At 70.6% G+C, this 25,696-nt stretch carries 21 protein-coding genes and 1 riboswitch; of the genes, 12 read left to right on the top strand and 9 right to left on the bottom strand.

Annotation, left to right across the window (positions count from 1 at the left end; all coding sequences use genetic code 11):
- Window positions 1-5: 5 nt before the first annotated feature.
- The 5 genes from FHP06_RS11175 to FHP06_RS11155 are packed head-to-tail and all read left to right on the top strand — an operon-like array spanning window position 6 to window position 6,178.
- Complete coding sequence (locus FHP06_RS11175) at window positions 6-1,136, top strand: energy-coupling factor transporter transmembrane component T (protein WP_147686775.1); 1,131 nt, start codon at window positions 6-8, stop codon at window positions 1,134-1,136.
- Window positions 1,133-2,782: an ABC transporter ATP-binding protein gene (locus FHP06_RS11170; RefSeq protein WP_147686774.1), complete on the top strand. Its 1,650-nt coding sequence runs from the start codon at window positions 1,133-1,135 to the stop codon at window positions 2,780-2,782. Before FHP06_RS11175 ends, FHP06_RS11170 begins: the two co-directional genes overlap by 4 nt.
- Complete coding sequence (locus FHP06_RS11165; protein WP_147686772.1) at window positions 2,779-3,585, top strand: ECF transporter S component; 807 nt, start codon at window positions 2,779-2,781, stop codon at window positions 3,583-3,585. Before FHP06_RS11170 ends, FHP06_RS11165 begins: the two co-directional genes overlap by 4 nt.
- Window positions 3,585-5,411: a nicotinate-nucleotide--dimethylbenzimidazole phosphoribosyltransferase gene (gene cobT, locus FHP06_RS16225; RefSeq protein ID WP_230973499.1), complete on the top strand. Its 1,827-nt coding sequence runs from the start codon at window positions 3,585-3,587 to the stop codon at window positions 5,409-5,411. The genes FHP06_RS11165 and cobT overlap by 1 nt, the downstream gene beginning before the upstream one ends.
- Complete coding sequence (locus FHP06_RS11155) at window positions 5,408-6,178, top strand: adenosylcobinamide-GDP ribazoletransferase (RefSeq protein WP_147686770.1); 771 nt, start codon at window positions 5,408-5,410, stop codon at window positions 6,176-6,178. The genes cobT and FHP06_RS11155 overlap by 4 nt, the downstream gene beginning before the upstream one ends.
- A gap of 99 nt (window positions 6,179-6,277) precedes the next feature.
- On the opposite strand, the gene cobU is transcribed toward FHP06_RS11155, so the two are convergent.
- From cobU to FHP06_RS11130, 5 genes are all read right to left on the bottom strand, one after another.
- Window positions 6,278-6,808 carry a bifunctional adenosylcobinamide kinase/adenosylcobinamide-phosphate guanylyltransferase gene (cobU, locus tag FHP06_RS11150; RefSeq protein ID WP_147686768.1) on the bottom strand — a complete coding sequence of 177 codons (531 nt, stop codon included), beginning with the start codon at window positions 6,806-6,808 and terminating at the stop codon, window positions 6,278-6,280.
- A 22-nt stretch (window positions 6,809-6,830) separates the two neighbouring features.
- A complete protein-coding gene (locus FHP06_RS11145) occupies window positions 6,831-7,247 on the bottom strand; it encodes a variant leucine-rich repeat-containing protein (protein ID WP_147686766.1) in 417 nt (138 codons plus the stop codon).
- A 57-nt stretch (window positions 7,248-7,304) separates the two neighbouring features.
- Entirely contained in the window at window positions 7,305-8,294 is a 990-nt protein-coding gene (locus FHP06_RS11140; RefSeq protein WP_147687072.1) for a ribonucleotide-diphosphate reductase subunit beta, read from the bottom strand.
- Window positions 8,291-10,807 carry a ribonucleoside-diphosphate reductase subunit alpha gene (locus FHP06_RS11135; RefSeq protein WP_147686764.1) on the bottom strand — a complete coding sequence of 839 codons (2,517 nt, stop codon included), beginning with the start codon at window positions 10,805-10,807 and terminating at the stop codon, window positions 8,291-8,293. The genes FHP06_RS11140 and FHP06_RS11135 overlap by 4 nt, the downstream gene beginning before the upstream one ends.
- Window positions 10,808-10,918: 111 nt before the next feature.
- Window positions 10,919-11,129, bottom strand: a riboswitch (cobalamin riboswitch).
- Between the two features lie 40 nt (window positions 11,130-11,169).
- Entirely contained in the window at window positions 11,170-12,585 is a 1,416-nt protein-coding gene (locus FHP06_RS11130) for a cobyric acid synthase (RefSeq protein ID WP_147686763.1), read from the bottom strand.
- 54 nt (window positions 12,586-12,639) lie between these two features.
- Here FHP06_RS11130 and FHP06_RS11125 point away from each other — a divergent pair, with 54 nt between their 5' ends.
- Both FHP06_RS11125 and FHP06_RS11120 read left to right on the top strand, forming a co-directional pair.
- On the top strand, window positions 12,640-14,544 hold the full coding sequence (locus FHP06_RS11125) for an acyl-CoA dehydrogenase family protein (RefSeq protein WP_147686761.1): 1,905 nt from the start codon (window positions 12,640-12,642) through the stop codon (window positions 14,542-14,544).
- 22 nt (window positions 14,545-14,566) lie between these two features.
- Window positions 14,567-15,508, top strand: a complete 942-nt coding sequence (locus FHP06_RS11120; protein WP_147686759.1) for a zinc metalloprotease — start codon at window positions 14,567-14,569, stop codon at window positions 15,506-15,508.
- Window positions 15,509-15,511: 3 nt separating this feature from the next.
- On the opposite strand, the gene FHP06_RS11115 is transcribed toward FHP06_RS11120, so the two are convergent.
- The 3 genes from FHP06_RS11115 to FHP06_RS11105 all read right to left on the bottom strand — a co-directional run bounded on the left by FHP06_RS11115 (window position 15,512) and on the right by FHP06_RS11105 (window position 19,678).
- Window positions 15,512-18,085, bottom strand: coding sequence for a hypothetical protein (locus FHP06_RS11115; RefSeq protein WP_147686757.1), 2,574 nt, complete (start codon window positions 18,083-18,085; stop codon window positions 15,512-15,514).
- A gap of 66 nt (window positions 18,086-18,151) precedes the next feature.
- A complete protein-coding gene (locus tag FHP06_RS11110; protein WP_147686755.1) occupies window positions 18,152-19,174 on the bottom strand; it encodes an NAD(P)H-dependent flavin oxidoreductase in 1,023 nt (340 codons plus the stop codon).
- A 3-nt stretch (window positions 19,175-19,177) separates the two neighbouring features.
- On the bottom strand, window positions 19,178-19,678 hold the full coding sequence (locus FHP06_RS11105) for a MarR family winged helix-turn-helix transcriptional regulator (protein WP_147686753.1): 501 nt from the start codon (window positions 19,676-19,678) through the stop codon (window positions 19,178-19,180).
- Between the two features lie 56 nt (window positions 19,679-19,734).
- Here FHP06_RS11105 and icmF point away from each other — a divergent pair, with 56 nt between their 5' ends.
- The 4 genes from icmF (at window position 19,735) to FHP06_RS11085 (ending at window position 24,061) form a co-directional block, all read left to right on the top strand.
- Window positions 19,735-22,899, top strand: coding sequence for a fused isobutyryl-CoA mutase/GTPase IcmF (gene icmF / locus FHP06_RS11100; protein WP_230973486.1), 3,165 nt, complete (start codon window positions 19,735-19,737; stop codon window positions 22,897-22,899).
- 68 nt (window positions 22,900-22,967) lie between these two features.
- Entirely contained in the window at window positions 22,968-23,216 is a 249-nt protein-coding gene (locus FHP06_RS11095) for a DUF2630 family protein (RefSeq protein WP_147686749.1), read from the top strand.
- A 1-nt stretch (window position 23,217) separates the two neighbouring features.
- Complete coding sequence (locus tag FHP06_RS11090) at window positions 23,218-23,718, top strand: thioesterase family protein (RefSeq protein ID WP_147686748.1); 501 nt, start codon at window positions 23,218-23,220, stop codon at window positions 23,716-23,718.
- A gap of 4 nt (window positions 23,719-23,722) precedes the next feature.
- Window positions 23,723-24,061: a TraR/DksA family transcriptional regulator gene (locus FHP06_RS11085; protein WP_147686746.1), complete on the top strand. Its 339-nt coding sequence runs from the start codon at window positions 23,723-23,725 to the stop codon at window positions 24,059-24,061.
- A 47-nt stretch (window positions 24,062-24,108) separates the two neighbouring features.
- Here the strand turns inward: FHP06_RS11085 and FHP06_RS11080 are convergent, their stop codons facing one another.
- Window positions 24,109-24,765 carry a hypothetical protein gene (locus FHP06_RS11080; RefSeq protein ID WP_147686744.1) on the bottom strand — a complete coding sequence of 219 codons (657 nt, stop codon included), beginning with the start codon at window positions 24,763-24,765 and terminating at the stop codon, window positions 24,109-24,111.
- Window positions 24,766-24,867: 102 nt separating this feature from the next.
- Here FHP06_RS11080 and FHP06_RS11075 point away from each other — a divergent pair, with 102 nt between their 5' ends.
- Window positions 24,868-25,560, top strand: a complete 693-nt coding sequence (locus tag FHP06_RS11075) for a hypothetical protein (RefSeq protein ID WP_147686742.1) — start codon at window positions 24,868-24,870, stop codon at window positions 25,558-25,560.
- Window positions 25,561-25,696 lie beyond the last annotated feature (136 nt).

The raw sequence follows: 25,696 nt of genomic DNA, 5'->3' as shown, positions 1-25,696 counted from the left end.
GCCCGATGCACCCGCACCACCGCATCACCCACCCCCGGGCACTCCACCCGGGGGCGTGGTGGTTGTGGGCCATCGGGCTGTCCGCCGCGGCGAGCCGGACCCAGAACCCCGTGCCGCTGCTGCTGATCCTCGCGGTCGGCGGCTTCGTCGTCGCCGCACGCCGGAGCACCGCGCCGTGGGCACACTCCTACGGCGCGTTCCTCAAGCTGGCCATCCTCGTCGTGGTGGTGCGCATCCTGTTCCAGGCCCTGTTGTCCACCGGGTCGCAGGGCCCGACGATCCTGTTCACGCTGCCGTCGGCCCCGATGCCGGACGGGAGCGGCCTGAAGCTCGGCGGCGTCGTCACCCTCGAGGCGGTGCTCCGCGCGCTGTACGAGGGACTCCAGTTCGCCGTCATCATCTGCTGCGTCGGCGCGGCGAACGCGCTGGGCAGCGCCCGCCGTCTGCTCCGCTCCGTGCCCGGCGCCCTCTACGAGGTGGGCGTCGCCTGCGTCATCGCCCTCACGGTCGCGCCACAGCTGGTCACCGACGCCCAGCGCATCCGCGCTGCCCACCGGCTCCGCGGGAGCTCCACCCGCGGTCCCCGCGGCCTCGGCCGCGTCGCGATGCCCGTGCTCGAGGGCGCGCTGGAGCACTCGGTCGACCTCGCTGCCGCCATGGACTCGCGCGGCTACGGCCGCACGTTCGACGCGACGCGCACGTCGCGCCGCATCACCACCGGCCTGATGTTCGGCGGCCTCCTCGGCGTCTGCGTCGGCGTCTACGGGCTGCTCGACGGCACCACGTCGTCGTGGTTCGGGCTGCCGATGCTGTGCGCCGGATCGGTGCTGGCCGCCGCCGGCATCGTCCTCGGTGGCCGCCGGTCCGGCCGCAGCCGCTACCGCTCCGACCCCTGGGCGCTCCCCGAGTGGCTGGTCGTGGCGTCCGGCGTAGTGCCCGCCGTGGCGATGTTCGTGAACGTCGACGTCGCGCCGGAGCAGCTGTACCTCGCGTCGGTCGTCATGACGCCTCCGGTGCCGGCCCTGGCCTGCCTCGGCATCCTCGTCGCTGCCCTGCCCGCGGTGCTCGCGCCACCGCAGCCCGTCCTCGTCGCCGAGTCCCATCCGGCCGAGCCCGCCCTGGAGGTCGTCGGATGATCACGTTCGAGAAGGTCGGCGTGCAGTACGACGGCGCGCCCGCCCCGGTCCTGACCGGCGTCGACCTCACGATCGCCGAGGGCGAGCTGGCCCTCGTCGTCGGCCGCACCGGCTCCGGCAAGTCCACCCTCCTGCGCGCGATCAACGGGCTCGTCCCGCACTTCTCCGGTGGCACGCTCACCGGCCGCGTCACCGTCGACGGGCGCGACACCCGCGACCACCGCCCACGCGACCTCGCCGACGTCGTCGGCTATGTGGGTCAGGACCCGATGGCCGGGTTCGTCACCGACACCGTCGAGGACGAGCTCGCCTACGGCATGGAGTCCCTGGGCCTCTCACCAGCGGTGATGCGCAAGCGGGTCGAGGAGACGCTCGACCTGCTGGCTCTCGCGCACCTGCGGGAGCGACCGCTGGCCGGGCTGTCCGGCGGCGAGCAGCAGCGCGCCGCGATCGGCTCGGTGCTCACCACCCACCCGCGGATCCTCGTGCTCGACGAGCCCACGTCGGCGCTCGACCCCGTCGCGTCCGAGGAGGTGCTGGCCACGCTGCAGCGCCTGGTGCACGACCTCGGGCTCACCGTCGTCCTCGCCGAGCACCGGCTCGAGCGCGTCGTGCAGTACGCCGACCGCGTCGTCCTGGTGAACGGGACGGGTGTCGTCTCCGGGTCGCCGGCCGAGGTCCTCGCCGACGCCCCGGTGGCCCCGCCGGTCGTCGAGCTCGGCCGCGTCGCCGGCTGGAAGCCGCTGCCGCTCTCGGTCCGCGACGCCCGTCGCCAGGCCGGCGACCTCCGCGCGGCCCTGGCCGACCTCCAGCCGCCGAGCCGGACCCCGGAGGCCGGCGAGCTGGTCGTGCGCGTCGAGCACCTGGCGGCGTCGTACGCGCGGGTCCCGGCCCTCCAGGGCGTCTCCACGACGCTGGCCCGCGGCGAGATCGTCGCGCTGATGGGACGCAACGGCGCCGGGAAGTCGACGCTCCTGAACGTGATGGTCGGGTCCAAGCGCGTCACCAGCGGCACCGTGATCGTCGACGGCCTCGACCCGCGTGCCCTCAAGCCGGCGCAGCTGCTCCACCACGTCGGCCTCGTGCCGCAGACCCCGGGCGACCTCCTCTACGCCGCGACCGTAGCGGACGAGTGCGCCGCCGCCGACAGAGTCATTCGCCGCCCACCGCCCGGCACCCCCGCCAGGGACGGGGCCGCCGAGCCGGGCACGACGCTCGAGCTGTTCGACCGGCTCTCCCCCGACGTCGATCCCGAGACGCACCCGCGCGACCTCTCCGAGGGTCAGCGGCTCACGCTCGCGCTCGCCATCGTGCTCGCCGCGAAGCCGCCGGTGCTGCTGCTCGACGAGCCCACCCGCGGCCTCGACTACACGGCCAAGCACCGCCTCGTCGAGATCCTGCGCGACCTCGCGGCGGAGGGTCACGCCGTCATGCTCGCGACGCACGACGTGGAGCTGGTCGCCGAGGTGGCGCACCGGGTGCTGGTCATCGCCGAGGGCGAGCTGGTGGCCGACGGCCCGATCGCCGACGTCGTCGTCGCGTCGCCGGCGTTCGCCCCGCAGGTGGCCAAGGTGCTCGCCCCGCAGCGGTGGCTCACGCCCACCGAGGTCGCCGTCGCCCTCGCCGACTCGAGGATCCCGCGATGAGGACAGCACGGCTCGTCCCCGTCCACGCGCGGCCCGCGCTGGCTCTGGCCCTGGTCTCCCTGGTCGGCCTCGTGGCGTTCGGGTGGCCGTTCGTCATCGAGCCCGGGTCCGCCCTGGACACGTCGCACTCCGGCGACGCTCCCTACATCTTCGTGATCCTGCTGCCGCTGCTGGTGGCCGTGGTCCTGAGCGAGCTGACGTCCGGAGCGCTGGACGCGAAGGCGGTGGCGATGCTCGGCATGCTCGCGGCCGTCGGTGGAGCGCTGCGCGCCCTGTCGCCCGGCACCGCCGGTCTCGAGCCGAGCTTCGCGATCATCGTTCTGGGCGGCCGAGTCTTCGGGCGCGGCTTCGGGTTCGTCCTGGGCGCCGTCACGGTGTTCGCCGGAGCGCTGATCACCGGCGGCGTCGGGCCGTGGCTGCCGTTCCAGATGATCGCCGCCGGCTGGGTCGGGTTCGGCGCCGGCTGCCTCGGGCCGGTTCGAGGACGTGGCGAGGTCGCCGTCGTCGCCGCGTACGCGGCCTTCATCAGCCTCGCGTTCGGCTTCCTGATGAACCTGTGGTTCTGGCCGTTCGCCTCGTACGGTCCCGAGACGTCGTACGTCGCGGGCGCGGGTCTCGCCACGAACGTGCACCACTACCTGGTCTTCTTCGTCACGACGTCGCTGCCGTGGGACCTCGGGCGCGCGCTCCTGTCACTCCTGCTGATCCTCGTCGCGGGCAAGCCGCTGCTGCGGGCCCTGCGTCGCGCCGGCCGGCGAGCGGCCTTCGACGTGCCGGTCGCGTTCGAGCGGGCGGTGTCGTGATGCACGTCCGCGTGCTCGGCACCGGCGCGGCCGACGGGTGGCCCAACCCGTTCTGCTCCTGCGCGTCCTGCACCGCCGAGCGGTCCGCCGGACGGCTCCGCGGTCAGACGTCCGCGCTGGTCGACGACGTCCTGCTGCTCGACTGCGGTCCGGAGACGCCGCACGCCGCTCAACGCGCCGGAGTCGATCTCACCAACCTCCGCCACGTCCTCATCACCCACGCCCACCCCGACCACTGCGCACCGGCCTTCCTGCTGTTCCGCTCGTGGGTGAGCGAGGACCCGCTGGACGTGGTCGGCCCCCCGGACGTGGTCGACGAGGCCCGGCGGTGGGTCGCGCCGGACTCCACGGTGCGGTTCACCGCGGTCGCGCCCGGCGACGTCCTGACCCTCGGCAGCTACGAGGTGCGGGTGCTCGCGGCCGACCACCTCGAAGGCTCCGTGCTGTACGACGTCGGCGACGGCGACCAGCGCCTGCTGTACGCCACCGACACCGGGCCGCTGCCCGAGTGGACCGTGACCTCGGTGACCGACGCCCACTTCGACGTCGTGCTGATGGAGGAGACGTTCGGGTCGTGGCAGGACCACGGCACCCACCACCTCGACCTGGCCACGTTCGCCGCCCAGCTGGAGCGGCTGCGGGCCGTCGCCGCGATCGACGACCACACCGACGTCGTCGCCGTGCACCTGAGCCACCACCACGACGCGTCGCCGCCGTTGGAGGAGCATCTGGCAGCTGTCGGCGCCCGCGCCGTCGACGACGGGACGGTGGTCGGGCACCATGAGCCGGTGACCTCACCGTTCGCCCTCGGCCCCGTCGATCCCCCGTCCGCCACCGCCCGCGCGGAGGCCGCCGAGCGGCTCGCCGGGCTGGCCACGCCCGCCGGCGCGCTTGGACGCCTCGGCGACCTGGCCGTGTGGGTCGCGGCGACGCAGGGCACGGTGCCGCCCGAGCCGGTCGAACGGGTCCGCGCCGTGATCTTCGCCGGCGACCACGGCGTCGCCCGGCACGGCGTCTCCGCCTACCCCGCGGAGGTCACCCCCGCGATGGTGCAGCTCTTCCTCGCCGGTCGCGCGGGCGTCTCGGCGCTCGCGAACCAGCACGGGGTCGCCGTCCGCGTGCTCGACATCGCCGTCGACGCCGACCTGGACGGCCCGGTCGCCGAGCACAAGATCCGCCGCAGCAGCGGCGCCATCCACGTCGAGGACGCCCTCACCCCGGCGGAGACCCGCGCCGCGCTCGACGCCGGTGCCGTGGTCGCCGCGGAGGAGATCGACGCCGGTGCACAGCTGCTGATCAGCGGCGACATGGGCATCGGCAACACCACGCCCGCGGCGGCCCTGATCGCCGCGTCGCTCGGGCTCCCGGCCATCGAGGTCACCGGACGCGGCACCGGCGTCGACGGTGACGCCTTCGCCCGGAAGGTCGAGATCGTCCAGCAGGCCCTCGACCGCGCCGGCGACCGCGTCGACGACCCGGTCGAGACCCTGACCGCGCTCGGCAGCGCCGACCTCGCCGCCGCCGCCGGGTTCATGGCCACGGCGGCCCGGCGCGGCGTGCCGGTGCTGCTCGACGGCGTCATCTCGGTGGCGTCGGCGGTGCTGGCCGAGCGGCTCGCGCCCGGCGCGGCGGCCTGGTTCGCGGCGGGGCACCGCTCCACCGAGCCGGCCCAGTCGCTCGCGCTCGACAAGCTCGGCCTCGTGCCGATCCTCGACCTCGGCATGCGGCTCGGCGAAGGCAGCGGCGCCGTCGCCGCCGTCCCGCTGGTGCGGTCGGCAGCCGTCGTGCTGCGCGACGTGGCGCTGCTGGCCGACCTCGATCTGTGAGGCGCTGGGTCGCCGCCCTGCGGCTCGCCACCGGGACGCTGACCGTCCTCCCCGTCGGCACGCCGACCCGGCTCGACCGCGAGACCCGCGGCATGGCGATGCTGCTGGCTCCGGTGGCCGTCCTCCCGCTCGGCGCTCTCGTGGCTCTCGTGCTGTGGGCCGGCGGACGACTCGACGTCGCGCCCCTCGCCGTCGGCTTCCTCGCCGTCGGCGCGCTCGCGCTCGGCAGCCGGGCCTTCCACCTCGACGGCCTGGCCGACACCGTCGACGGGCTGACCGCGTCCTACGACCGTGAGCGGTCGCTCGAGGTCATGCGCACCGGCGACGTCGGCCCGGCAGGGGTGGTGGCACTGGTCGTGGTGCTCGGCGCCCAAGCCGCGTCCCTGGCCCCGCTGACGTCCGGTCGAGCGGCGATCGCCTCCGGCGTGCTCGTCTGCGCCTCTCGAGTCGCGCTCGCGGCCACGTGCATGCGCGGCGTGCGCCCGGCCCGCCCCGACGGCCTCGGGTCCGGCTTCACCCAGACCGTCCCGGTGCCGGTCGCTGTGGCCGCGTGGGCGGCCGCGGCAGCGCTGTCGTCCGCCGTCGTCGACTGGGCCGGCGGCACCTGGTGGCACACCACTCTCGGGTTCGTCGCAGCCGCGGCCGCCGTCGCCTGGCTCGTCCGCCGTGCCGTCTCCCGGCTCGGCGGGGTCACCGGCGACGTCTTCGGCGCCGCCGTCGAGCTGGCATTCCTCGCGCTCCTGGTGTCGGTTTACCAGGTTCAGTAGGCAAATCGACGGTTCAGCCCACGTCGCAAGGCAACCTTGCACATCTCCGGGCGAATTTGCCGTGAGATGTGCCGGCTTCCCCACTGAACCTGGTAAACCTCACAACGAGATCGCGCGGCCGGCGACGACGAGCAGCACCTGGTCACACTCGGCGGCGACGCGCTGGTTCACGATGCCGAGCAGGTCGCGGAAGATCCGGCCGGAGCGGTGCTCGGGGACGATGCCCATGCCCACCTCGTTCGTCACCAGGACGACGGTCTGCTCGGTGGTGGCCAGCGCCTCGACGATCTCGTCGAGCCGCTCCATCAGGACCGCTTCCCAGTCCTCGCGGACGGTGTCCCAGCCGTCGAGCTCGTCGATCTCGGTGCTGAGCCACGTGCCGAGACAGTCGACGATCACAGCGCCCTCGGCGTCGCGGATCGCGGCGGCGACGTCGCGCGTCTCGAGCGTCGACCAGTGCTCCGGCCGGCGCTCCTGGTGCCGCGCGACCCGCGCGGCCCAGTCGGGGTCCGGGTCCTCCTCGGTGGTGGGCCCGGGGGCGACGTAGGTGACGTCGGACGCCGCGAGCACCAGCGACTCCGCGTGGAACGACTTGCCCGAGCGCACCCCGCCCGTCACCAGAACCCTCATCCGCACCGCCTCGTCCCGCACGCTATCCGATCTGCCAGCGGCGGGCCCAGGCCGCGACGGACCGCACCGTCGGGTCGGGATCGTCCCCGAGCACGTCGAGCAGCGAGGCCGGCACCGACGGGTTGGCCGCCACCCACGCGCGAACTCCGGCGTCCGCGTCCGCACCCAGCCGCCCGAGCACCTCGGGCGGCGTGCCGGCGTTCCTGGCCACCGAGCACCGCACGCTCCGCTCCGCATCGCCCGCCAGGAGCGACAGCACGTCGGGCGGCGCGATGACGGCGAGGGCGGCGCTCTCCCGGATCCGCACGTCCGCCGACGCGGCCAAGACGTGGACCCGCTCGACCTTCGACGCCGTCGCCGCCGGCGACGAGAAGGAGGACAGCGGGCCCGCGTCGTCGCGCGAGGACGCCCGCAGCCGTCTCCGCTGCGCCGGCGTCATGAACCCCAGGCAGGACACCGCTAGGAGCCGGCCCGGCGGGGGTGCCGGGTCCGGCGGCTAGGAACCGGCACGCGCGTTGACCTCGTAGGACGTGTTGATCGACTCGAAGAAGTTGACCAGCTGCAGCGTGTCGTTCGCCGTGGCCATCCACTTCGCCGGGTTGCTCGCCCCGTAGTGCGCGCCGAGGCCGAGCTCGTCGAGCCGGCGGTCGGCCAAGTACCGCACGTACTGGTTGATGTAGTCGGCGTTCAGCCCGAGGATCCCGCCGGGCAGCAGGTCGCGGTTGTACTCCTCCTCCATCTCGACGGCGTCGACGATCATCTGCTTGATCTCCGCCGCGAACTCCTCGGTCGCGACGTCCGGGTTCTCGTCGAGCACGGTGAGGATCAGGTTGAGGCCGAACTTCAGGTGCAGGCTCTCGTCGCGGACGATCCACTCGATCAGCGACCCGAAGTTCCGCAGCAGGTTCCGCTGCCGGAAGCTCAGCGCCACCATGAACCCGGAGTAGAACCAGATGCCCTCCAGGATCACGTTGTAGGCGACGAGGTTCCGCACGAAGTCCTGCTTGCCCTCGGTCGTGGTGATGTCGATCGACTGCTCGGTCATCCGCTTGATGAACCGGACCTCGAACTCCTCCTTGCGAGCCATCGACGGCACGCTGACGTGGGAGGCGTAGGCCGCCTCACGGTCGATCGGGAACGTCTCGAGCACGTACTCGAAGCTCATGCAGTGGTTGGCCTCTTCCCACATCTGCTTGGCGAGGTAGAGGTGGCACTCGGCGGCGTTCACGTACGGATAGACGCCGAACGCCAGCGCCTTGTTGACCAGCAGCTCGTTCGGGTTGAAGTAGCTCATCAGGAACGTCAGGGCGTGCCGCTCCTCCTCGCTCATCCGCTCGAAGTCGGCGAGGTCCTCGCCGAGCTGGATCTCGTTGGGGAACCAGGTGTTGGCCACCGCCTGGTCGTACAGCTCCATCGCCCACGGGTACGTGACCGGCTTGAGGAGGAGACCTTCCTCGATGCCGGTGCCCAGGATGCCCGCGCTCACTGGCACGACTCGCAGTTCAGTCGCTCCTGCGGGTCGACGGGGCAGGCGGCACCGTCGACGACCTCGAGCTCCGTCCTTTCAGGTTCAAGGACCGCGGTCTGGCCGAAGCCCCGACGCCCGGACGACGACGTGTGCACCGCCGCCTTGTTGACCTGCACCGTGCTCTGCTCGGCCGTGTGGCGCGGCATCATGTGCAGGTAGTACGTCGTCTTGACGCCCTTGCGCCAGGCCGCCGAGTACAGGTCGACCATGCCGCCGACGTCGCGGCTCGCCAGGTAGATGTTGCGGCTGATCGCCTGGTCGATCCACTTCTGCGCCCGGGCCGCGACCTCGAGGAACGCGTACGGCGAGAGCTGGAAGCTCGTGCGATAGATCTCGACGAGCTCCGGCGGCACCCCGTCGACCTTGGACAGGTCGCCCTGGTGCCGCAGCAGGTCCTCGCGCACCTGTTCCCACAGCCCGAGGCTGCGGAGGTCCTCGACGAGGTTGCGATTGACCTCCAGGAACTTGCCCGCGCTCGTGGAACGGCTGAAGATCTGGCTGAACTGCGGGTCGAGCCCGGGGGTGGTGCCGGCGACGAGACCGATCGACGCCGTCGGGGCGATGGCCATCAGCGTGGAGTTCCGGATGCCGCCCGCGACCTTGGCGCGCAGGGCGTCCCAGTCGAGCCGCGTCGTGCGGTCGACCTCGACCGCCACGCCCCGATCGGCCTCGAGCAGGTCGAGCGAGTCGATCGGCACGAGCCCCTGGCTCCAGCGCGAGCCGGCGAAGTTCTCGTAGGCACCGCGCTCTCGCGCCAGGTCGGCCGACGCGTCGATGGCGTGCCAGCTGACGAACTCCATGACCTCGTCCATGAGCTCGTACGATCGCTCCGACTCGTAGGACAGGCCGAACCGCTCCACGAGGTCGGTGAAGCCCATGACCCCGAGCCCGAGCGCGCGGTTCTCCTCGTTGGACCGCTCCGACTCCGGCACCGAGCTGATCGTGATGTCGATCAGGTTGTCGAGCTGGCGCACAGCCAGCCGCGTCGACTCGGCCAGCCGCTCCCAGTCGATGCGCGCGTCCTGGCGCCGCCCGACGACGTGACGCGACAGGTTGATCGACGCGAGGTTGCACACCGACACGTTGTCGCGGTCCTGCGGGAGGCAGATCTCCGTGCACAGGTTCGACAGGTGGATCGTGCCGGTGTTGTGGTTGAGCGCCCGGGTGTTGACCGTGTCCTTCCAGGTCAGCCACGGGTGCGACGTCGTCTGCAGGCTCACCAGGATCGCGCGCAGCTGTTCGCGCGCCTTCAGCCGCTTGTGCCGCAGCTCCCCGGCCTCGGCCAGCGCCACGCACTCGGCGTACCGGCGGCTGAAGGCGCTGCCGGTCAGCTCGACGAGGTCCGGCACCTCGAGCGGGTCGAACAGGTACCAGTCGGCGTCGGCCTCGACACGCTTCATGAACTCGTCGGAGATCCAGACCGCCGTGTTCGCCGTGCGCGTGCGTCGGTACGGGTCGCCGGAGTTCTGGCGCAGGTCGAGGAACTGCGAGAAGTCGAGGTGCCAGTTCTCCATGTAGAAGCACAGCGCGCCGAACTTCTTGCCGCCCCGGCTCACCGCGCGCAGCGTCGAGTCGATGGTGTGCATGAACGGGATCGGGCCGGTGGACGTGGTGTTGTTCGAGCGGATGGGCGAGCCCTCGGCCCGCAGCTTGGTGACGGAGAGGCCGATCCCGCCCGTGCCCTTCGTCAGCCACATGACGTCGCGCACGCTCTTGGCGATGTGCTCGATGTCGTCCTCCATCTGCATGACGAAGCAGTTGGAGAGCTGGCTGTACGACGTCCCCGCGTTCACGAGCGTCGAGCCGGCGGCAAGGTACTCCAGCCGCGACATCTTGTCGTAGAACGCGAGAGCAGCCCGGGTCGGGTCTTCCTCGTTCAGGGACAGGCCCATCGCGACGCGCATCCAGAAGAACTGCGGCACCTCCAGCGGCGTGCCGTCGGGCTCGCTGATCATGTAGCGGTTGCGCATCGTCTGCGCCCCGACGTAGCGCAGCAGGTCGTCGCGGTCCGGGTCGAGCGCGGCGCCGAGCACCTCGAGGTCGAACAGCTCGCCGAGTCGCTCGTCGAGCAGCCCGAGCTCGACACCCCGCAGGATCGAGGCGACGAACGCCGGGCCGTGGAAGCTGTAGACCTCGTCGCGCGTGACGCCCTCGCCGAAGACCTTCTTGTACAGCGTCTTGATCAGCAGACGCGCGGCGATGGTGTCGAACGCCGGGTCGTCCTTGACGTTCTGCAGCGCGACGCCGATGACCGCCTCGTCGAGCTGCTCGCTGGTGATGCCGTCGAACAGCGTGATCTCCAGCTCCGACCGGAGCTGGGTCGCACGTGCGACGCTGTACCCATTCTCCGCCCAAGGCCCGGAACCCCTGCCGGGATCGAGGCCGGCGGCGGCCTCCTCGATGGAACGGGCGATCTCGTACCCGTCGTACGGCGCGCGAGCACCGTCGCGCTTGATGACCGTGATCGTCATCGGTTCACCCCTCGTGAACTCGTCGTGACGCAGAGTCCACGGTCGCGGGGTGGAGAGGGCCGGTCGTCGACCTGATCCCCTGACCTTCCCACGAGGTCGCGGACCCCCGCCGATGGCGGCGGGGCACTGGCAGGTCTTCGGACTCGTGAGCCAGGCACTCGCGTGCCGCCTACTGTCCGTCGCTTCCCAGATCGGCCGATCCAGTGCTGATGACGGAGGTCGTTCCCACTCACCGCTGCGGGGCAGTCCCGGATTCCCACCGGGTTCCCTCTTGCGACGACTCCCCTGGCTGAGGAGCCGAACCAGCTGCACTCGACACGATATACGACGAACTACAGCGATGTAACCCCAAGATGTTGGGTCTACCGGCGTGCGAGGGCGAACAGGGCGTCGACGTCCAGGTGCTCCTCGGCGAGGTCGCCGAGCAGGTCGAGCCGCTCCTCCCGGGCAGCGGCGAAGCTCCGGTCCGACGGCGCCCACGTCCGGCCGACCGCCGCAGCGACCTCCGCGAGGAGATCCCGCCGGAACGCGTCCGACTCCAGGACGCCGTGGCGCATCGTCCCGAGCACGTGGCCCTGCCGCACGCCACCCCGGAACGCTTCGCCGGAGCCGACGGACGTCACCCCGTGGTGGATCTCGTAGCCCGCGTCGTCGTGCAGGCGCAGCACCTTCTCCGCCGAGAACCTGGTGACGACGTCGAGCAGCCCGAGCCCGTCGGCTTCCGCCCCGGCGACGCCCTCGACGCCCCCCGGGTCGCTGATGGTGCGGCCGAGCATCTGGTAACCACCGCAGATGCCGAGCACCGGACGTCCCGCCGCGGCGTGGTCGAGCACCGCCCGGTCGAGCCCGCGCGAGCGCAGCCAGGCGAGGTCGGCGAGCGTGGCCCGCGTGCCCGGCAGCACGAGCAGGTCGGCGTCGGCGAGCCCGCGCGGGTCGGAGACGAGCGTGACGTCGACGCCCGGCTCGATCCCGAGCGCGTCGACATCGGTGGCGTTGCTGATGCGTGGGAGGCGGACGACCGCCACCCGCAGGGCGTCGGACGCGTCCGACCGGCGGCCGCTGACGGCGAGCGTGTCCTCGGAGTCGAGCCAGAGGTCCGGGTGCCACGGCAGCACGCCGTGCACCGGGCGACTGGTGAGCTCGGCGATCCGCTCGAGACCCGGCTCGAGCAGGGCGCGGTCGCCGCGGAACTTGTTGACGACGAACCCGGACACCAGTCGCTGGTCGGCGTCGTCGAGCAGCGCCAGCGTGCCGTAGAACGCCGCGAACACGCCGCCGCGGTCGATGTCGCCGACGACCACCACCGGCAGCCGGGCGTGCTGCGCGAGTCCCATGTTGACGAAGTCGCCGGCCCGCAGGTTGATCTCGGCCGGGCTCCCGGCGCCCTCGCAGACGACCACGTCGTAGCGCGACGCGAGGTCGTCGTACGCCGCGAACGCGGTCTCGGCCAGGTGCGTCCGGCCGCCGACGAACTCCGTCGACGAGATCTCTCCCGCCGGCCGGCCCATCACGACGACGTGGCTCCGCCGGTCGCCCCCGGGCTTGAGCAGCACCGGGTTCATCGCGACCTCCGGCTCCGCCCCCGCAGCCAGGCTCTGGATCCACTGCGCCCGCCCGATCTCCTCGCCGTCCCCGACGACCATCGAGTTGTTGGACATGTTCTGCGCCTTGAACGGCGCGACCGTGATCCCACGTCTGGCGAACGCCCGGCACAACGCCGTGGTGACGACGCTCTTGCCCGCGTCCGAGGTCGTCCCAGCGACCAGCAGTCCGCTCACGGGCCCAACTGTATGGACCTGCGGCACCCCCGGATTCGCGAGTAGCGTGTCGCCATGACGCTGTCAGACGAGGTCCGGATCGCCCTGGACGGCAAGTGGCGCCACGTCCGCGAGCAGTCTCGGATCGAGCTCGCGAAGATGGACCTCGCGTTCGACCACGACCTCAGCCTCGACGAGGCGCGGGAGCGGACGTTCCGCCAGCTCAAGGAGCTGGTGCCCACCGGCATCCCGGCCGCGGGCTTCAGCCCGGAGTACGGCGGCGCCGGCGACCCGGGCATGGCGGTCACCGGCATCGAGATGCTCGCCCAGTTCGACCTCTCGCTGATGGTCAAGGCCGGCGTCCAGTGGGGCCTGTTCGGCGGTGCCGTCGAGAACCTCGGCACGAAGGTCCACCACGACGCGTACATCCGCGACCTGATCAACCTCGACCTCGTCGGCTGCTTCGCCATGACGGAGTCCGGCCACGGCAGCGACGTCCAGAACCTCGAGACCACCGCCACCTACGACCCGGCCACCGAGGAGTTCGTCATCCACTCCCCGACGCCGAGCTCCCGCAAGGACTACATCGGCAACGCCGCCAAGCACGCCACGATGGCCGCCGTGTTCGCCCAGCTCGTCACCCGCGGCGAGTCGTACGGCGTCCACTGCTTCCTGGTGCCGATCCGCGACGACAAGGGCCGGGACCTGCCCGGCGTCACGACGTCGGACTGCGGGCACAAGGGCGGCCTCGGCGGCGTCGACAACGGCCGCATCGTGTTCGACCAGGTCCGCATCCCGCGCGGCAACCTGCTCAACCGGTACGGCCAGGTCGACGAGGGCGGCGCCTACTCCTCGCCGATCGACGACACCGGTCGCCGCTTCTTCACGATGCTCGGCACCCTCGTGCGCGGACGCGTGAGCGTCGGCGGCTCGGCGAGCGCGTCGGCGGAGGTCGCCCTGAGCATCGCCGGCCGCTACGCGCTCAAGCGCCGCCAGTTCGGTCCCGAGCCCGGCGTCGAGATCCTGCTCGCCGACTACCGGATGCACCAGCGCCGGCTCCTGCCGCTGATCGCGCGGTCGTACGCCTACCGCTTCGCGCAGAACCAGCTCGTCGCACGCATGCACCGCCTGCAGATCACCGACGACGCCGACCCCCAGCAGAAGCGTGAGCTGGAGAGCCGCGCCGCCGGCCTCAAGGTCGTGCAGACCTGGCACGCGTCGCACGCCATCCAGGAGTCGCGCGAGCTGTGCGGCGGCGCCGGCTACCTCGCGGAGAACCGGCTCACCACGCTGCGCGGCGACGTCGACGTGTTCACGACGTTCGAGGGCGACAACCACGTCCTCCTGCAGCTCGTCGCCAAGGAGCTCCTCACGGCGTACGCCGCCGAGGTGGGCGGCCTCGATCCCGTCGGCATGGTGCGGTTCGTCGCCGGCACCGTGGCCGACGTCGTCAAGGAGCGCACCGCGGCGTCGCAGCTGATCCAGCGCCTCATCGACGCCCGGCCCGGCAACGACGACGACCACGACCTGCTCGACCTCGGCACCCAGCTGAACCTGTTCGAGGACCGCGAGCAGCACGTCATCGAGACCGTCGCCCGCCGCTTGCAACGCGCCACCAAGGCCGATGACGACGACGAGGCGTTCCGGATCTTCAACGGCGCCCAGGACCACCTGATCCGCGCCGGCCGGGTGCACATCGACCGCGTCGTCCTCGAGGCCTTCACCGCCGGCATCGGACGGTGCGAGGACGAGGAGGCGCAGGAGCTGCTCCGCGACGTCTGCACGCTCTACGCGCTGAGCACGATTGAGGAGGACCTGGCCTGGTTCCAGGGTCACAACCGGTTGAGCGACCAGCGCGCCAAGGTCGTGACCAGCGAGGTGAACGCGATGTGCGAGAAGCTGCGTCCGCACCTGCTGACCCTCGTCGAGGGCTTCGGCGTGCCGGAGGAGTCGCTCGGCGCCGCCATGCTGCAGGATTGACCGACCACCGAGGGGGAATCACATGACCATCCGTTCCGTGGCGCGACTCGCGCCGCTCGTGCTCGCCGCCGGCCTGCTGACCGCCGCCGGCAGCGCGACCACCACCACCGCGTCCGCGGCGTCGCCCGGTGCGGCCGCTTGCCAGGACACGCACAGCGCGGCGCGCGTGAAGCCCGGCGCCAAGGCCCAGGAGCCCGAGCTCTACCCGAAGAACGAGGCCAACGCGTACGGCGTCATCAAGGACCGCCCGCGGCTCGCGAACGGCAGCGTGCACGTCCGCACCGTGTTCCACATGGTCGGCGAGGACTCGTTCACGACCGCCGAGAAGAACCGCTGGACCACGCTGATCAACGCCCAGATGAAGGTGCTGAACGACTCGTACTCCGGCAAGACCGCGGCCACCGCGGCCAACACCCCGTTCCGCTTCGACCTCGACCACGTCACCTGGACCGTCAACCCGGCCTGGTACCACGTCGAGCCGGGCAAGAAGGGCGCCGAGCGCGACATGAAGAACGCGCTCCACGAGGGCGACGCGAAGACCCTCAACGTGTACGCGGCCGACATCGGCGGCGGACTGCTCGGCTGGGCCTACTTCCCGAACCAGTACAACCCCGGCCACGACATCTTCGACGGAGTCGTGATGCTCGACGAGTCCATGCCCGGCGGCACGGCCGGCAAGTACGCGTTCGGCGACACCCTCACGCACGAGGTCGGCCACTGGCTGATGCTGGAGCACACGTTCCACAGCGGCTGCTCGGCCGCCGGCGACTACGTGGCGGACACCCCGCGCGAGGCGATCCCGCAGTTCGACTGCCCGGTCGGCGCGAACACGTGCACCGCCCCCGGCGACGACCCGATCCACAACTTCATGGACTACTCGCAGGACACCTGCATGTACGAGTTCACGCCCGGCCAGGCCGAGCGCATGAGCGACGCCTGGCGCCAGTTCCGCAGTCACAGCTGAGCGTCACGGGTACAGGTACAGCACGACTCCGTCGACACGCACCCGCTTGGACGAGGCGGAGACGAGCTTGAGGTCACCGCTCACCGGGCTGGAGAGGGTGACGTTGCGCGTGACCTTGGCCGTCTTGGAGCACTTGAGGCTGAAGGTTGCCAGTCGCGTGGAGCCGATGTAGACCTTCACCGATCCCTCCTTCGGCCCGCAGTACGCGAGCAGCCGGAACTGCTTGGCGCGCTGGTTCGACCGCTTCAGGGTCGCGCCCGTCGCCTTCAGCTGCGACTCGGTGCCCGACATGGCACCGGACGTGGAGACGCGCCGGACTGTGCCCTTGGCGCTGAGGCTCCGGTCGTCGTAGGGCGACGTCGAGCAGGTTGTCCCTGACCACGGCGAGAAGGTGCCGACGACGTCGGTCGCGCGGACCCGGAAGCAGATGTTCTCTCCGGCCGAGAGGGTCCGCTTCACCGACGTGACGGTCAAGAGTGACCACGACGACGGCGTCGTCCAGCTCCCGAAGGCGCCGCCGGAGGTGGCCCGCCGGTACGAGAGCTCGTAGCCGAGGACCGGGGCCGTTCCGGCCTTGGCCGCGTACGAGATGGTGGCCGTCGCCGACGGCTTCGACATCGTGCGCGGTGACGACTTGACGCTGGTGATGGTCGGTGCAGTGATCGCGTCCGACGCCACCCAGCCCAGATCGACGCGACGCGGCATGCTGCCGGTGTCCAGGTAGACGAGCCCACGATCCACGTCGTCGACAGCCGGGTAGACGTTCCAGTTCGCCGGGCCGTACGAATGCTTCGTCCCCGCGCCGGCCAGCTCGCGCACCGCGACCACCGTCCGGTCGTCCTGGTCGGTCTCGAACCAGGCCACGAAGCCTTGACCCAGCCACGCGACGCTCTTCGGGATGGTCACCGGAGCAATCAGTCCGACGGTGTCGATGACCCGCGTCCATCCGTTGTCGCAGCTCAGCGCCACCCAGCGACCATGTGCCTGGATGCTCGACCCCGCACCCTCGCACGTCACCCCGGTGGCTACTTGGCGCGTCTTGCCGGTGAGCGCGTTCGTGCCGACGAGGCTGGCGCCGTCGGAGACCCCGTGCCAGTACCACTGGCCGTCCAGAGCCGTGGGATCGTCCGATCCCCACGCCGCGAGGCGCGTCCCGGTCTTGACCACCTCGACGACCTGGGTGGTGATGCCGCCCGAGGAGACCCTGCGCGACATCAGCGTTCCGCCATGGCCCAGGACCGGCGCACCGAAGAGACTCTGGACATCCTTCGTCCCGGTGTCCCACGTCAGGCGGTACGTGCCGTTCGACGGCTGGGCGTCCACCTCGCTGAGGAGCGTCCCGCCGGCGAAGTCCACGACTGTGCCGGTCGCGGGTCCACCGGCAGGAGTCGAGACGCCCGGCGCGAGCTGCGTCGACCACGACTGGCTCCCCGCGGCCTGGGCGAGGTAGACCCGGTTCGTCTGGTCCGGCTCGGACCACAGACCGGCGACGCGACCGCCGCTGAGCCACACGCGATCCAGCGGCTTGCCCAGGACGGGCAGGGCGGCAATCGTCGTCAGGGCCGACCCAGGGCCGACGGCGGCGATGCGCCCGGCTCCGGTGTCCGCCGTGGCGACGACGATGCGGCCGTCGGGGGTCGAGGCGGTGGACCCGACCCCGAGAGCCACGTTGGGCTGCGGAGCGTTCGCGACGAGATCAATGGGGCGGACGGCCTCCCGGTCCGGCGTGCCCCCGGTCGGGATCCAGCGACCGGCGATGCCTGTGCCGAAGGGCAGCAGCGTGACCGCACTGGCGAAGCCCGCCACCGTCAGGGCCTGAGTCTCGCCGCCGGACCGCTCACGCCACTCCACGCGGAAGTGGGTCGGGTCACCTGGGATCGCCTTTTTCCAGAAGACGCGCGTGGGACCGACGACGTCGGGCAGAGTGCCCTGGAACGGCTTGAAAGAGCCGTCGGTGACGTCCACCTCGTGCACGACGCCCGCGGTGTCCTGCACGTAGGCCGTGTCACCGAGGGAGCGGACCCGGACGCCGGTGTTGATCTCCAGCGCGATCGGCACGGCCGCGGTCACACCCGAGGTCGTCCGGAGCCGTCCTTCGCACACACCGGACTGCGGCAGGCACGTCAGGAGCCACGAGCCACCGGCTGCGATCACGCTCTCGGTGGGACCGGCGGTCAGCGTGTGCACGACAGCCTGGGTCGCGGGGTTGTAGACCACGAGGCGGTCCAGCTTCCCTTGGGGCTGCGACGCCACGACCCGGTAGACGACGTCGTGGTCCAGGCGCAGTGAGCCGAGGTCCGTGTTGTCCTCGCCCGGGAAGGTGCCGACCAGCGCTCCGTCGGAGATGCGGCGGATCTGAAGGTCCGGCTTGCCGTCGATCCGCGGCTGCCCATAGGCGTAGGCGACGAGAGTGTCTGACGCCGACTTCATGGCGTCGGTGAGGTAAGGCGTCGCGGGACGCGGGCTCAGCAGCGTTCCCTGCTCCGGGGCGTCCGCCGCTGTCGACGACGCGCCACCCAAGACGGACGCGGTGGCGGCCAGCGCGACGCCCGCCACGAACAGCCGAGACTTCTTCACGGGTCATTGAAGCATCCAACGAGCCGTGAAATGGGCCTTTTGCTGCACCGACCGGTCAGCCTCGAATCAGCGCGCGAGGCGGCGGAGGACGTCGGCCGCCGTCTCCTCCGTGCCGGCGGCGTAGCCCGTGCCGGCCCAGAGGTTGACGTGCTCGAAGAGGCCGCGGTCGGCCGCGGCCTTGCGGAGCGGACTGGTCAGGTGGTGCACGGCCGGGTAGCCCACGGGCGCCTCGGCGTCGAACCACTCGATGAACTCGTTGCGGATGCCGCGCGCCGGGCGCCCCGAGAACGCGCGCGTGACAGTGGTCTCGAGGCCGTGCTCGATGCCGTGCGCGATGCCGGCCCTCGTCGTGGCTGACGTGCCGCTCTCCGGTGACCGCAGCAGCACGGACCCGACGGCGACCGCCTCGGCTCCGGCGTCCAACGCCGCTCGCACGTCGCCCGCGGCCGCGATCCCACCTGCTGCCCAGAGGGGAAGCTCGACCCCGGCACGGATCTCCCTCACCACCTCCGTCAGGACCGTCTCGGCCGAAGCGAATCGTGGGGTGAAGGTGGCGGAGTGGCCGCCGGCGGCGGAGCCCTGCACGACGAGCCCGTCGACGCCCGCGGCAGCCGCCTGCCGCGCCTCGTCGAGCGACGTCACGGTCTGCAGCACGACGGTGCCCTTCTCGCGCAGCTGCTCGATCGCCGCCTCCGGCGGGAGCCCGAACGTGAGGCTGACGACCGGGACCGGGTCGTCGAGCAGCAGCTGCAGCTTCGCCTCCCAGGCGTCGTCGTCCTCGCGCGGCAGGATGCCGAGGACGTCGACGCCCAGCGGCGACATGATGTCCGCGAGCTTGCGGGCGTAGTCGGCGTACTCGGCGCGGACGACCGGCTCAGGATTCGGCGCGAACACGTTGACGCCGAAGACGTCGGTCTCCTGGCGCACCGCGGCGACCTGGGCGGCCAGCTGGTCGGCGGTCTTGTAGCCCGCGGCGAGGAACCCGAGTCCGCCTGCCTGCCGCGCGGCGACCACCAGCTCGGGCGTGCTCGGTCCGCCGGCCATCGGCGCGGCGACGACAGGCAGGGTCACGCCGAGGTCCTGAAGCATCGCTCAGTCCTCGAAGTCGTCGGACCGCAGGCGGCGGAGCAGCTCGTACGCCTCGACCTGGTGGCTCTCGTCGAGCGACCCGACGGCGAAGTCGATCTCGGTGAGCGCCCGGGTGGCCGACTTCAGCACCCGGCGGCCGGCCGGGGTGAGCGAGACGTAGATGCGGCGACGGTCGTCGGGGTCCGTCGCGCGTTCGACCAGCTCCTGGGACTCGAGCCGGTCGACGAGGCTCGTCACCGAGGTCGGGTGCACCATCAGGCGCTCCCCGATCTTGCTCATCGGCAGGCGGCCGTCCCTGCTGAAGGAGATGAGCCGCAGCACCTCGTACCGCGCGAACGTGATGCCGTGCGGACGCACGGCGGCGTCGAGGGCGGACAGCACGATCTGCTGGACGCGCATGATCGACGTCGCGAGACGCATCGAGACGTCGTCGCCGACGTGCTCGCGCCACAGCTCCCCGGCACGCTCGATCGGGTCGAAGGCCAGCTTCCGCGTGGACGGCATGGCGCCAGCATACGCACGACTCGACAATACTTGGAAGTCCAACTATCGTGTTTCCTATGTATGAGCCGCGCCATCCCGTCCGCTTCGTCACGGCCTCGAGCCTGTTCGACGGACACGACGCGAGCATCAACATCATGCGGCGGATCCTGCAGTCCCAGGGCGCGGAAGTGGTGCACCTCGGGCACAACCGGTCCGTCGCCGAGGTCGTCAGCGCGGCCATCGAGGAGGACGTCCAGGGCGTCGCGGTCAGCTCGTACCAGGGCGGCCACATCGAGTACTTCGAGTACCTCGTGGAGTCGCTGCGCGAGCAGGGCGCCGGCCACGTCAAGGTGTACGGCGGCGGAGGCGGCGTCATCGTGCCGGAGGAGATCGCCCGGCTGCGGGAGTCCGGCGTCACGATCTTCTCCCCCGACGACGGCCACCGGCTCGGCCTCGCCGGGATGATCAACACGATGATCGAGGCCTGCGACCGCGACCTCTGGTCCGACGACGGGCCCGCGCACCTCGACGCCGTGCGTGCGGGCGACCGCGCCGCCGTCGCGCGTGCCATCACCGGGGCCGAGGGCGGGCACCTCGACGACGAGTTCCTGTCCGCCGTCCGCTCGGCCGCCGAGGCGTCGAGCGCTCCCGTGCTCGGCATCACCGGCACCGGCGGGTCGGGCAAGAGCTCGCTCACCGATGAGCTGGTCCGCCGCTTCCGCACCGACCAGCAGGACAAGCTGCGCATCGCCGTCCTGGCCATCGACCCCACCCGGCGCAAGGGCGGCGGCGCGCTGCTCGGCGACCGCATCCGCATGAACGCCCTCGACGGCGACCGCATCTACTTCCGCTCGATGGCCACCCGCGGCGGCCACGAGACCCCGGAGAACCTCCCGGACGTCATCGCCACGCTGAAGGCCGCCGGCTTCGACCTCGTCATCATCGAGACCCCGGGCATCGGGCAGGGCGACGCCGGCATCGTGCCGTTCGTCGACCGCTCCCTCTACGTCATGACGCCGGAGTTCGGCGCCGCGTCACAGCTGGAGAAGATCGACATGCTCGACTTCGCCGACGTCGTCGCCATCAACAAGTTCGAGCGCCGCGGCGCCAAGGACGCACTGCGCGACGTCGGCCGCCAGCTGGTGCGCAACCGCGAGGCGTTCGGGTCCAAGCCCGAGGACATGCCGGTGTACGGCACGTCGGCCGCCACGTTCAACGACGACGGCGTCACCGCGCTGTACCAGCACCTGGGCGCCCTGCTGCGTGACGAGGGCCTCGAGCTGGCCGAGGGAACGCTGCCGCACGTCGACACGAAGGTGTCCAGCGACTTCGCCGCCATCGTCCCCGCCGAGAAGGTCCGCTACCTGTCCGAGATCGCCGAGACCGTCCGCGGCTACCACGCGGAGACCGAACGGCTGGTCGAGGCGGCCCGCCGGGTGCAGGCATTCGAGACCGTCCGCAAGGAGATCGAGAGCGACGAGCTCGACCAGAAGCTGGAGGAGGCCCGCCGCGACCTCCCCCGGGAGATCGCCGAGCAGATCGAGGCGTGGCCCGAGGTCGTGGAGTCGTACTCCGGCGACGAGCAGGTGGTGGTGGTTCGCGACAAGGAGATCCACACGACCCTGCGGCGCGAGTCGCTGTCCGGGACGCACGTGCCCCGCGTCGCCCTCCCCCGCACCACCGACCACGGCGCACTCGTCTCGTTCTGGCGCCGCGAGAACCTGCCCGGGTTCTTCCCGTTCACCGCGGGCGTCTTCAAGTTCAAGCGCGACGGCGAGGACCCGGCCCGCATGTTCGCCGGCGAGGGCGACCCGTTCCGCACCAACCGCCGGTTCAGGCTGCTCTCCCACGACGGCGAGGCCGACCGACTCTCCACCGCGTTCGACTCGGTGACGCTGTACGGCCGCGACCCGGACCTCCGGCCCGACGTCTACGGCAAGGTCGGCACGTCCGGCGTCTCCGTCGCCACGCTCGACGACATGAAGGCCTTGTACGACGGGTTCGACCTGCTGTCGCCGTCGACGTCGGTCTCGATGACGATCAACGGCCCCGCGCCCACCGTCCTGGCGTTCTTCCTGAACACCGCGATCGACCAGGCCAAGGAGAAGGGCGTCAGCGCCGAGGAGGCGCTGCGCACGGTGCGCGGCACGGTGCAGGCCGACATCCTCAAGGAGGACCAGGGCCAGAACACCTGCCTGTTCTCCACCGAGTTCAGCCTGAAGATGATGGGCGACATCCAGGAGTGGTTCATCGAGCACGGCGTGCGGAACTTCTACTCCGTCTCCATCTCCGGGTACCACATCGCCGAGGCCGGGGCGAACCCCATCAGCCAGCTCGCGTTCACCCTCGCCAACGGGTTCACGTACGTCGAGTCGTACCTGGCGCGCGGCATGGACATCGACGACTTCGCGCCCAACCTGTCGTTCTTCTTCTCCAACGGCATGGACCCGGAGTACTCGGTGCTCGGCCGCGTGGCCCGTCGGATCTGGGCCGTCGCGATGAAGGAGCGGTACGGCGCGAACGAGCGCAGCCAGAAGCTGAAGTACCACGTGCAGACGTCCGGCCGCTCGCTCCACGCGCAGGAGATGGACTTCAACGACATCCGCACCACGCTGCAGGCGCTCATCGCCATCTACGACAACGCGAACAGCCTGCACACCAACGCGTACGACGAGGCCGTCACCACGCCAACCGACAGCTCGGTGCGCCGCGCGCTGGCGATCCAGATGATCATCAACCGCGAGTGGGGCGTCGCGATGAACGAGAACCCCACCCAGGGCGCGTTCCTCACCGACGAGCTCACCGACCTCGTCGAGGAGGCCGTGCTCCGCGAGTTCGACGCCATCAGCGAGCGCGGCGGCGTGCTCGGCGCGATGGAGACCGGCTACCAGCGCGGCCGCATCCAGGACGAGTCGATGCTTTACGAGCAGCGCAAGCACGACGGCTCGCTGCCGATCATCGGCGTCAACACGTTCCGCAAGCCCGACGAGGACGACGTCGCCCCGGTGGTCGAGCTGGCTCGCGCGACCGAGGACGAGAAGAAGTCGCAGCTCGACCGCGTCCGGGCGTTCCAGGAGGCGCACCGCGAGGAGGCCGCCGAGGCCCTCGCCCGCCTCAAGGAGGCTGCGCTCGCCGGCGAGAACGTCTTCGCCGTGCTGATGGACGCCGCCCGAGTCTGCTCCCTGCAGCAGGTGACCGAGGCGTTCTTCGAGGTCGGCGGCCAGTACCGGCGCAACGTCTGACCGCGCCGCCGGACATCCGCCTCTGGCACGATGGCAAGCGGCCGCAAGAACTCCTGGAGGGAAGACGCATGACCAGCGACGACGACACGCTCAGCCGGATCAAGGCTCTGATCGACGAGGAGCACGGACTCCGCAGCCGCAGGGAACGAGACGAGGTCGACGCCGCCGAGGAGCAGCAGCGCCTTCGCTCGATCGAGGTGGAGCTGGACAGGTGCTGGGACCTGCTGCGGCAGCGTCGTGCCCTCAGGGACGCCGGGAACGACCCGGACGCCGCGGCGGCACGCTCTGCTGCTGAGGTCGAGGGGTACCTCGGCTGAGATGAGCGACCTTCCCTCCTTCGACGACGTCTCCGCGCTTCCCGCACAGTTCGACGAGACGGTCCAGCCGGACCAGATCGACGAGAACGGCCACATGAACATCCGCCACTACTTCGGGTTCGCGTCGTGGGCCGTGTGGAAGGCGACCGAGGCGGCGGGCGTCGACCAGGCGTACATCGACGAGCGCGGCATGAGCTTCTTCACCGTCGAGCAGCACCTGCGCTACTACGGCGAGCTGCGACTGGGCGAGCGGTTCACCGTGCACTCGCGTCTGCTGGAGCGCTCCGGCCGTGCGGTCCACGCGATGGCGTTCGTGCTCGACCAGGAGCGAGAGCAGCTGGCCAGCACGTTCGAGCTCGTCTACGTCCACGTCGACATGGCCGAGCGCAAGGCCGTGCCGATCCCCGAGGACGTCGCGAAGGCCCTGGACGCCGACATCGCCGATCACGACGCGCTCGGCTGGGCCGCCCCGGTCTGCGGCGCGATGGGCGTTCGCCGGTAACACCGTGGAAGACCCCCGGGGCGTGCTCGAGCAGGAGCGTCAGACGACTCTCGCTCGGCTGGCGACCCTGACCGGCGACTTCGACCAGCTCGTCGCCGCGTCGGAAGGCAGCAACGCCGACGACGAGCACGACCCCGAGGGCGCGACCATCGCCTTCGAACGATCCCAGCTCGAGGCGCTCGTACACCAGGCGCGGACGTACCTCGCCGAGATCGACGCCGCCTTCGCCCGTCTGGCCGCCGGCACCTACGGGATGTGCGAGCGATGCGGGGGGCTGATGCCCAAGGATCGTCTGCGGGCTCGGCCGACGGCCAGGACCTGCGTCAGCTGTGCGTCGGGCTGATCACTTATCGGAACCGAGCGCGTCGCGGCATGAGCGAGCGCTTTGATCTAACTGCGCGCGGACTGAGCCAACTCGCACAGCGTGGCTCCGAGCGGAGCCGTCAGCTTCCATTCATCGACAACGACCCGTGCCGCGGATTCCAGCGCCGCTACGGCTGCGGTGCGGTTGCCGCTCGCGGCGGCGTCGGCGGCAGATCGCAATAGTGCGCTCACTGCCGCCAGCGACTCGTCTGAGGCGCCCGTAGCTCGAGCGGCCAACTCCACGAGCTGCTCCGATTCGACCGCCTCGCACAGATCGGATATCTCCTGCGGAAGCGTGGCGTCCACTAGGTATGCAGCCAGCGGACCGTACTTGGGGCGACGGCGCCACCACCACCCGTCGTTCGAATCGAGGCGATAGAAGTTGGCAAGGCGCTGGCCGTCGTCTGCTTCCGTCGCCTGCCGGAACGCCGCGTCGCCGGCGGCGACTTGAGCCTCCACCTCTCGGCGCAACTCGTCCTTCGCGAGTCCTAACACCGTCTCTAGGTAGTCGCGCGAGCAAAGGTCGTTTGTGTAGTCGTCGATCGTCGCCTCATACGAGGCGAGTTCGTGGCCCAAACGCAACCACGTATGCAATTCGCGAAGAATGCTTGTGCTGCCAGACCACCCCGCGGCGCGCATGACGGCCTGAATCTCAAGGACCTCCGGATCATCGGGCATCACCATGACTCGAGTATCGGCGACTACCATCGCAGCCGCGTTCACTTCGGCACGAGTGCGCACTACGCGGCATGAGCGGACGACTTTTTGTGCTGAACGAGTTGCTCGATGCTGACCTCAGAACGGCTCGACATCGAAGAGACTGCCTGTGTGGCTCTGCAGCAGGAAGTGGCGCTTGACGACGGCGCTCGGATCACAAGGTTCCCGATCGGTCTCGCCTACGGAAAAGTGTTCCTGAGTTTCGCAGCGCAGGCTGGTTGTCGCGGGTACGGCGAAGACGGGTTCTCTAGCTTGCGCCATGTGCGCGTCGAACAGAACGGGCAGATTGTTCCTCCTGGTGGTGGGGGAGGGGGTGGGAGCGACGATCTCTGGACCGACCACATCGAGTTCGACCTCAACGACTTCCAGGGCTCAGTCTTCGACATCGTCTACTTCGACGACTCGGGAGAAGTGGCCCGCGAGACGGTCGATCTCGACGACATTCGACCTCAGTTCGAGTGGCGAGTCCAGGCTCCGCGACGCATTCAACTCATGAACGAGTACGGAGTTGAATGGCCACTTTGGGAAGATGAACACACGTCTCCCGACGACTATCCCCAACTCACTAGCTCGCTCGTGGACGAACTCCGCGCATGGGCGAAGGCTTTCCTGGAGCACTTCGACTGGAAGACGGGCTGGCCAACAGATTTCGATTCTGAGTACCACCGGCTCGAAGGCCGGCGACTCGCGGAACGCCTCAGGTCCGAGCTTGGTGACGACTTCGTCGTGACCTTCGACGACTGGACGTCACCAGCCGAATGAGAGTTCGCACATCGCGGCTACTTGTTTCATTGACGGCACGGCCGGGGTCTGACGAGGCTCGGTTGAGGTGGTCGGGGTTGTCGCTCCCATTGCGGCTGCCCACGGATCGCGTGTGGCTCACTCATGGCCTGCGCTG

It is taken from the genome of Aeromicrobium terrae (genome assembly GCF_008039565.1).
In the GTDB taxonomy this organism is placed as follows: Bacteria; Actinomycetota; Actinomycetes; order Propionibacteriales; family Nocardioidaceae; genus Aeromicrobium; species Aeromicrobium terrae.
This window is presented reverse-complemented; position numbering and strand designations above follow the sequence as displayed.

Bases quoted from the DNA above. Each gene is read 5' to 3' on its own strand.
- FHP06_RS11105 (WP_147686753.1), bottom strand. From the start codon at position 19,678: ATGCCGTCCACGCGGAAGCTGGCCTTCGACCCGATCGAGCGTGCCGGG.
- FHP06_RS11090 (WP_147686748.1), top strand. From the start codon at position 23,218: ATGAGCGACCTTCCCTCCTTCGACGACGTCTCCGCGCTTCCCGCACAG.
- FHP06_RS11165 (WP_147686772.1), top strand. From the start codon at position 2,779: ATGAGGACAGCACGGCTCGTCCCCGTCCACGCGCGGCCCGCGCTGGCT.
- icmF (WP_230973486.1), top strand. From the start codon at position 19,735: ATGTATGAGCCGCGCCATCCCGTCCGCTTCGTCACGGCCTCGAGCCTG.
- FHP06_RS11145 (WP_147686766.1), bottom strand. From the start codon at position 7,247: ATGACGCCGGCGCAGCGGAGACGGCTGCGGGCGTCCTCGCGCGACGAC.
- cobU (WP_147686768.1), bottom strand. From the start codon at position 6,808: ATGAGGGTTCTGGTGACGGGCGGGGTGCGCTCGGGCAAGTCGTTCCAC.
- FHP06_RS11170 (WP_147686774.1), top strand. From the start codon at position 1,133: ATGATCACGTTCGAGAAGGTCGGCGTGCAGTACGACGGCGCGCCCGCC.
- FHP06_RS11175 (WP_147686775.1), top strand. From the start codon at position 6: ATGCACCCGCACCACCGCATCACCCACCCCCGGGCACTCCACCCGGGG.
- FHP06_RS11135 (WP_147686764.1), bottom strand. From the start codon at position 10,807: ATGACGATCACGGTCATCAAGCGCGACGGTGCTCGCGCGCCGTACGAC.
- cobT (WP_230973499.1), top strand. From the start codon at position 3,585: ATGCACGTCCGCGTGCTCGGCACCGGCGCGGCCGACGGGTGGCCCAAC.
- FHP06_RS11095 (WP_147686749.1), top strand. From the start codon at position 22,968: ATGACCAGCGACGACGACACGCTCAGCCGGATCAAGGCTCTGATCGAC.
- FHP06_RS11110 (WP_147686755.1), bottom strand. From the start codon at position 19,174: ATGCTTCAGGACCTCGGCGTGACCCTGCCTGTCGTCGCCGCGCCGATG.
- FHP06_RS11125 (WP_147686761.1), top strand. From the start codon at position 12,640: ATGACGCTGTCAGACGAGGTCCGGATCGCCCTGGACGGCAAGTGGCGC.
- FHP06_RS11120 (WP_147686759.1), top strand. From the start codon at position 14,567: ATGACCATCCGTTCCGTGGCGCGACTCGCGCCGCTCGTGCTCGCCGCC.
- FHP06_RS11075 (WP_147686742.1), top strand. From the start codon at position 24,868: ATGCTGACCTCAGAACGGCTCGACATCGAAGAGACTGCCTGTGTGGCT.
- FHP06_RS11080 (WP_147686744.1), bottom strand. From the start codon at position 24,765: ATGGTGATGCCCGATGATCCGGAGGTCCTTGAGATTCAGGCCGTCATG.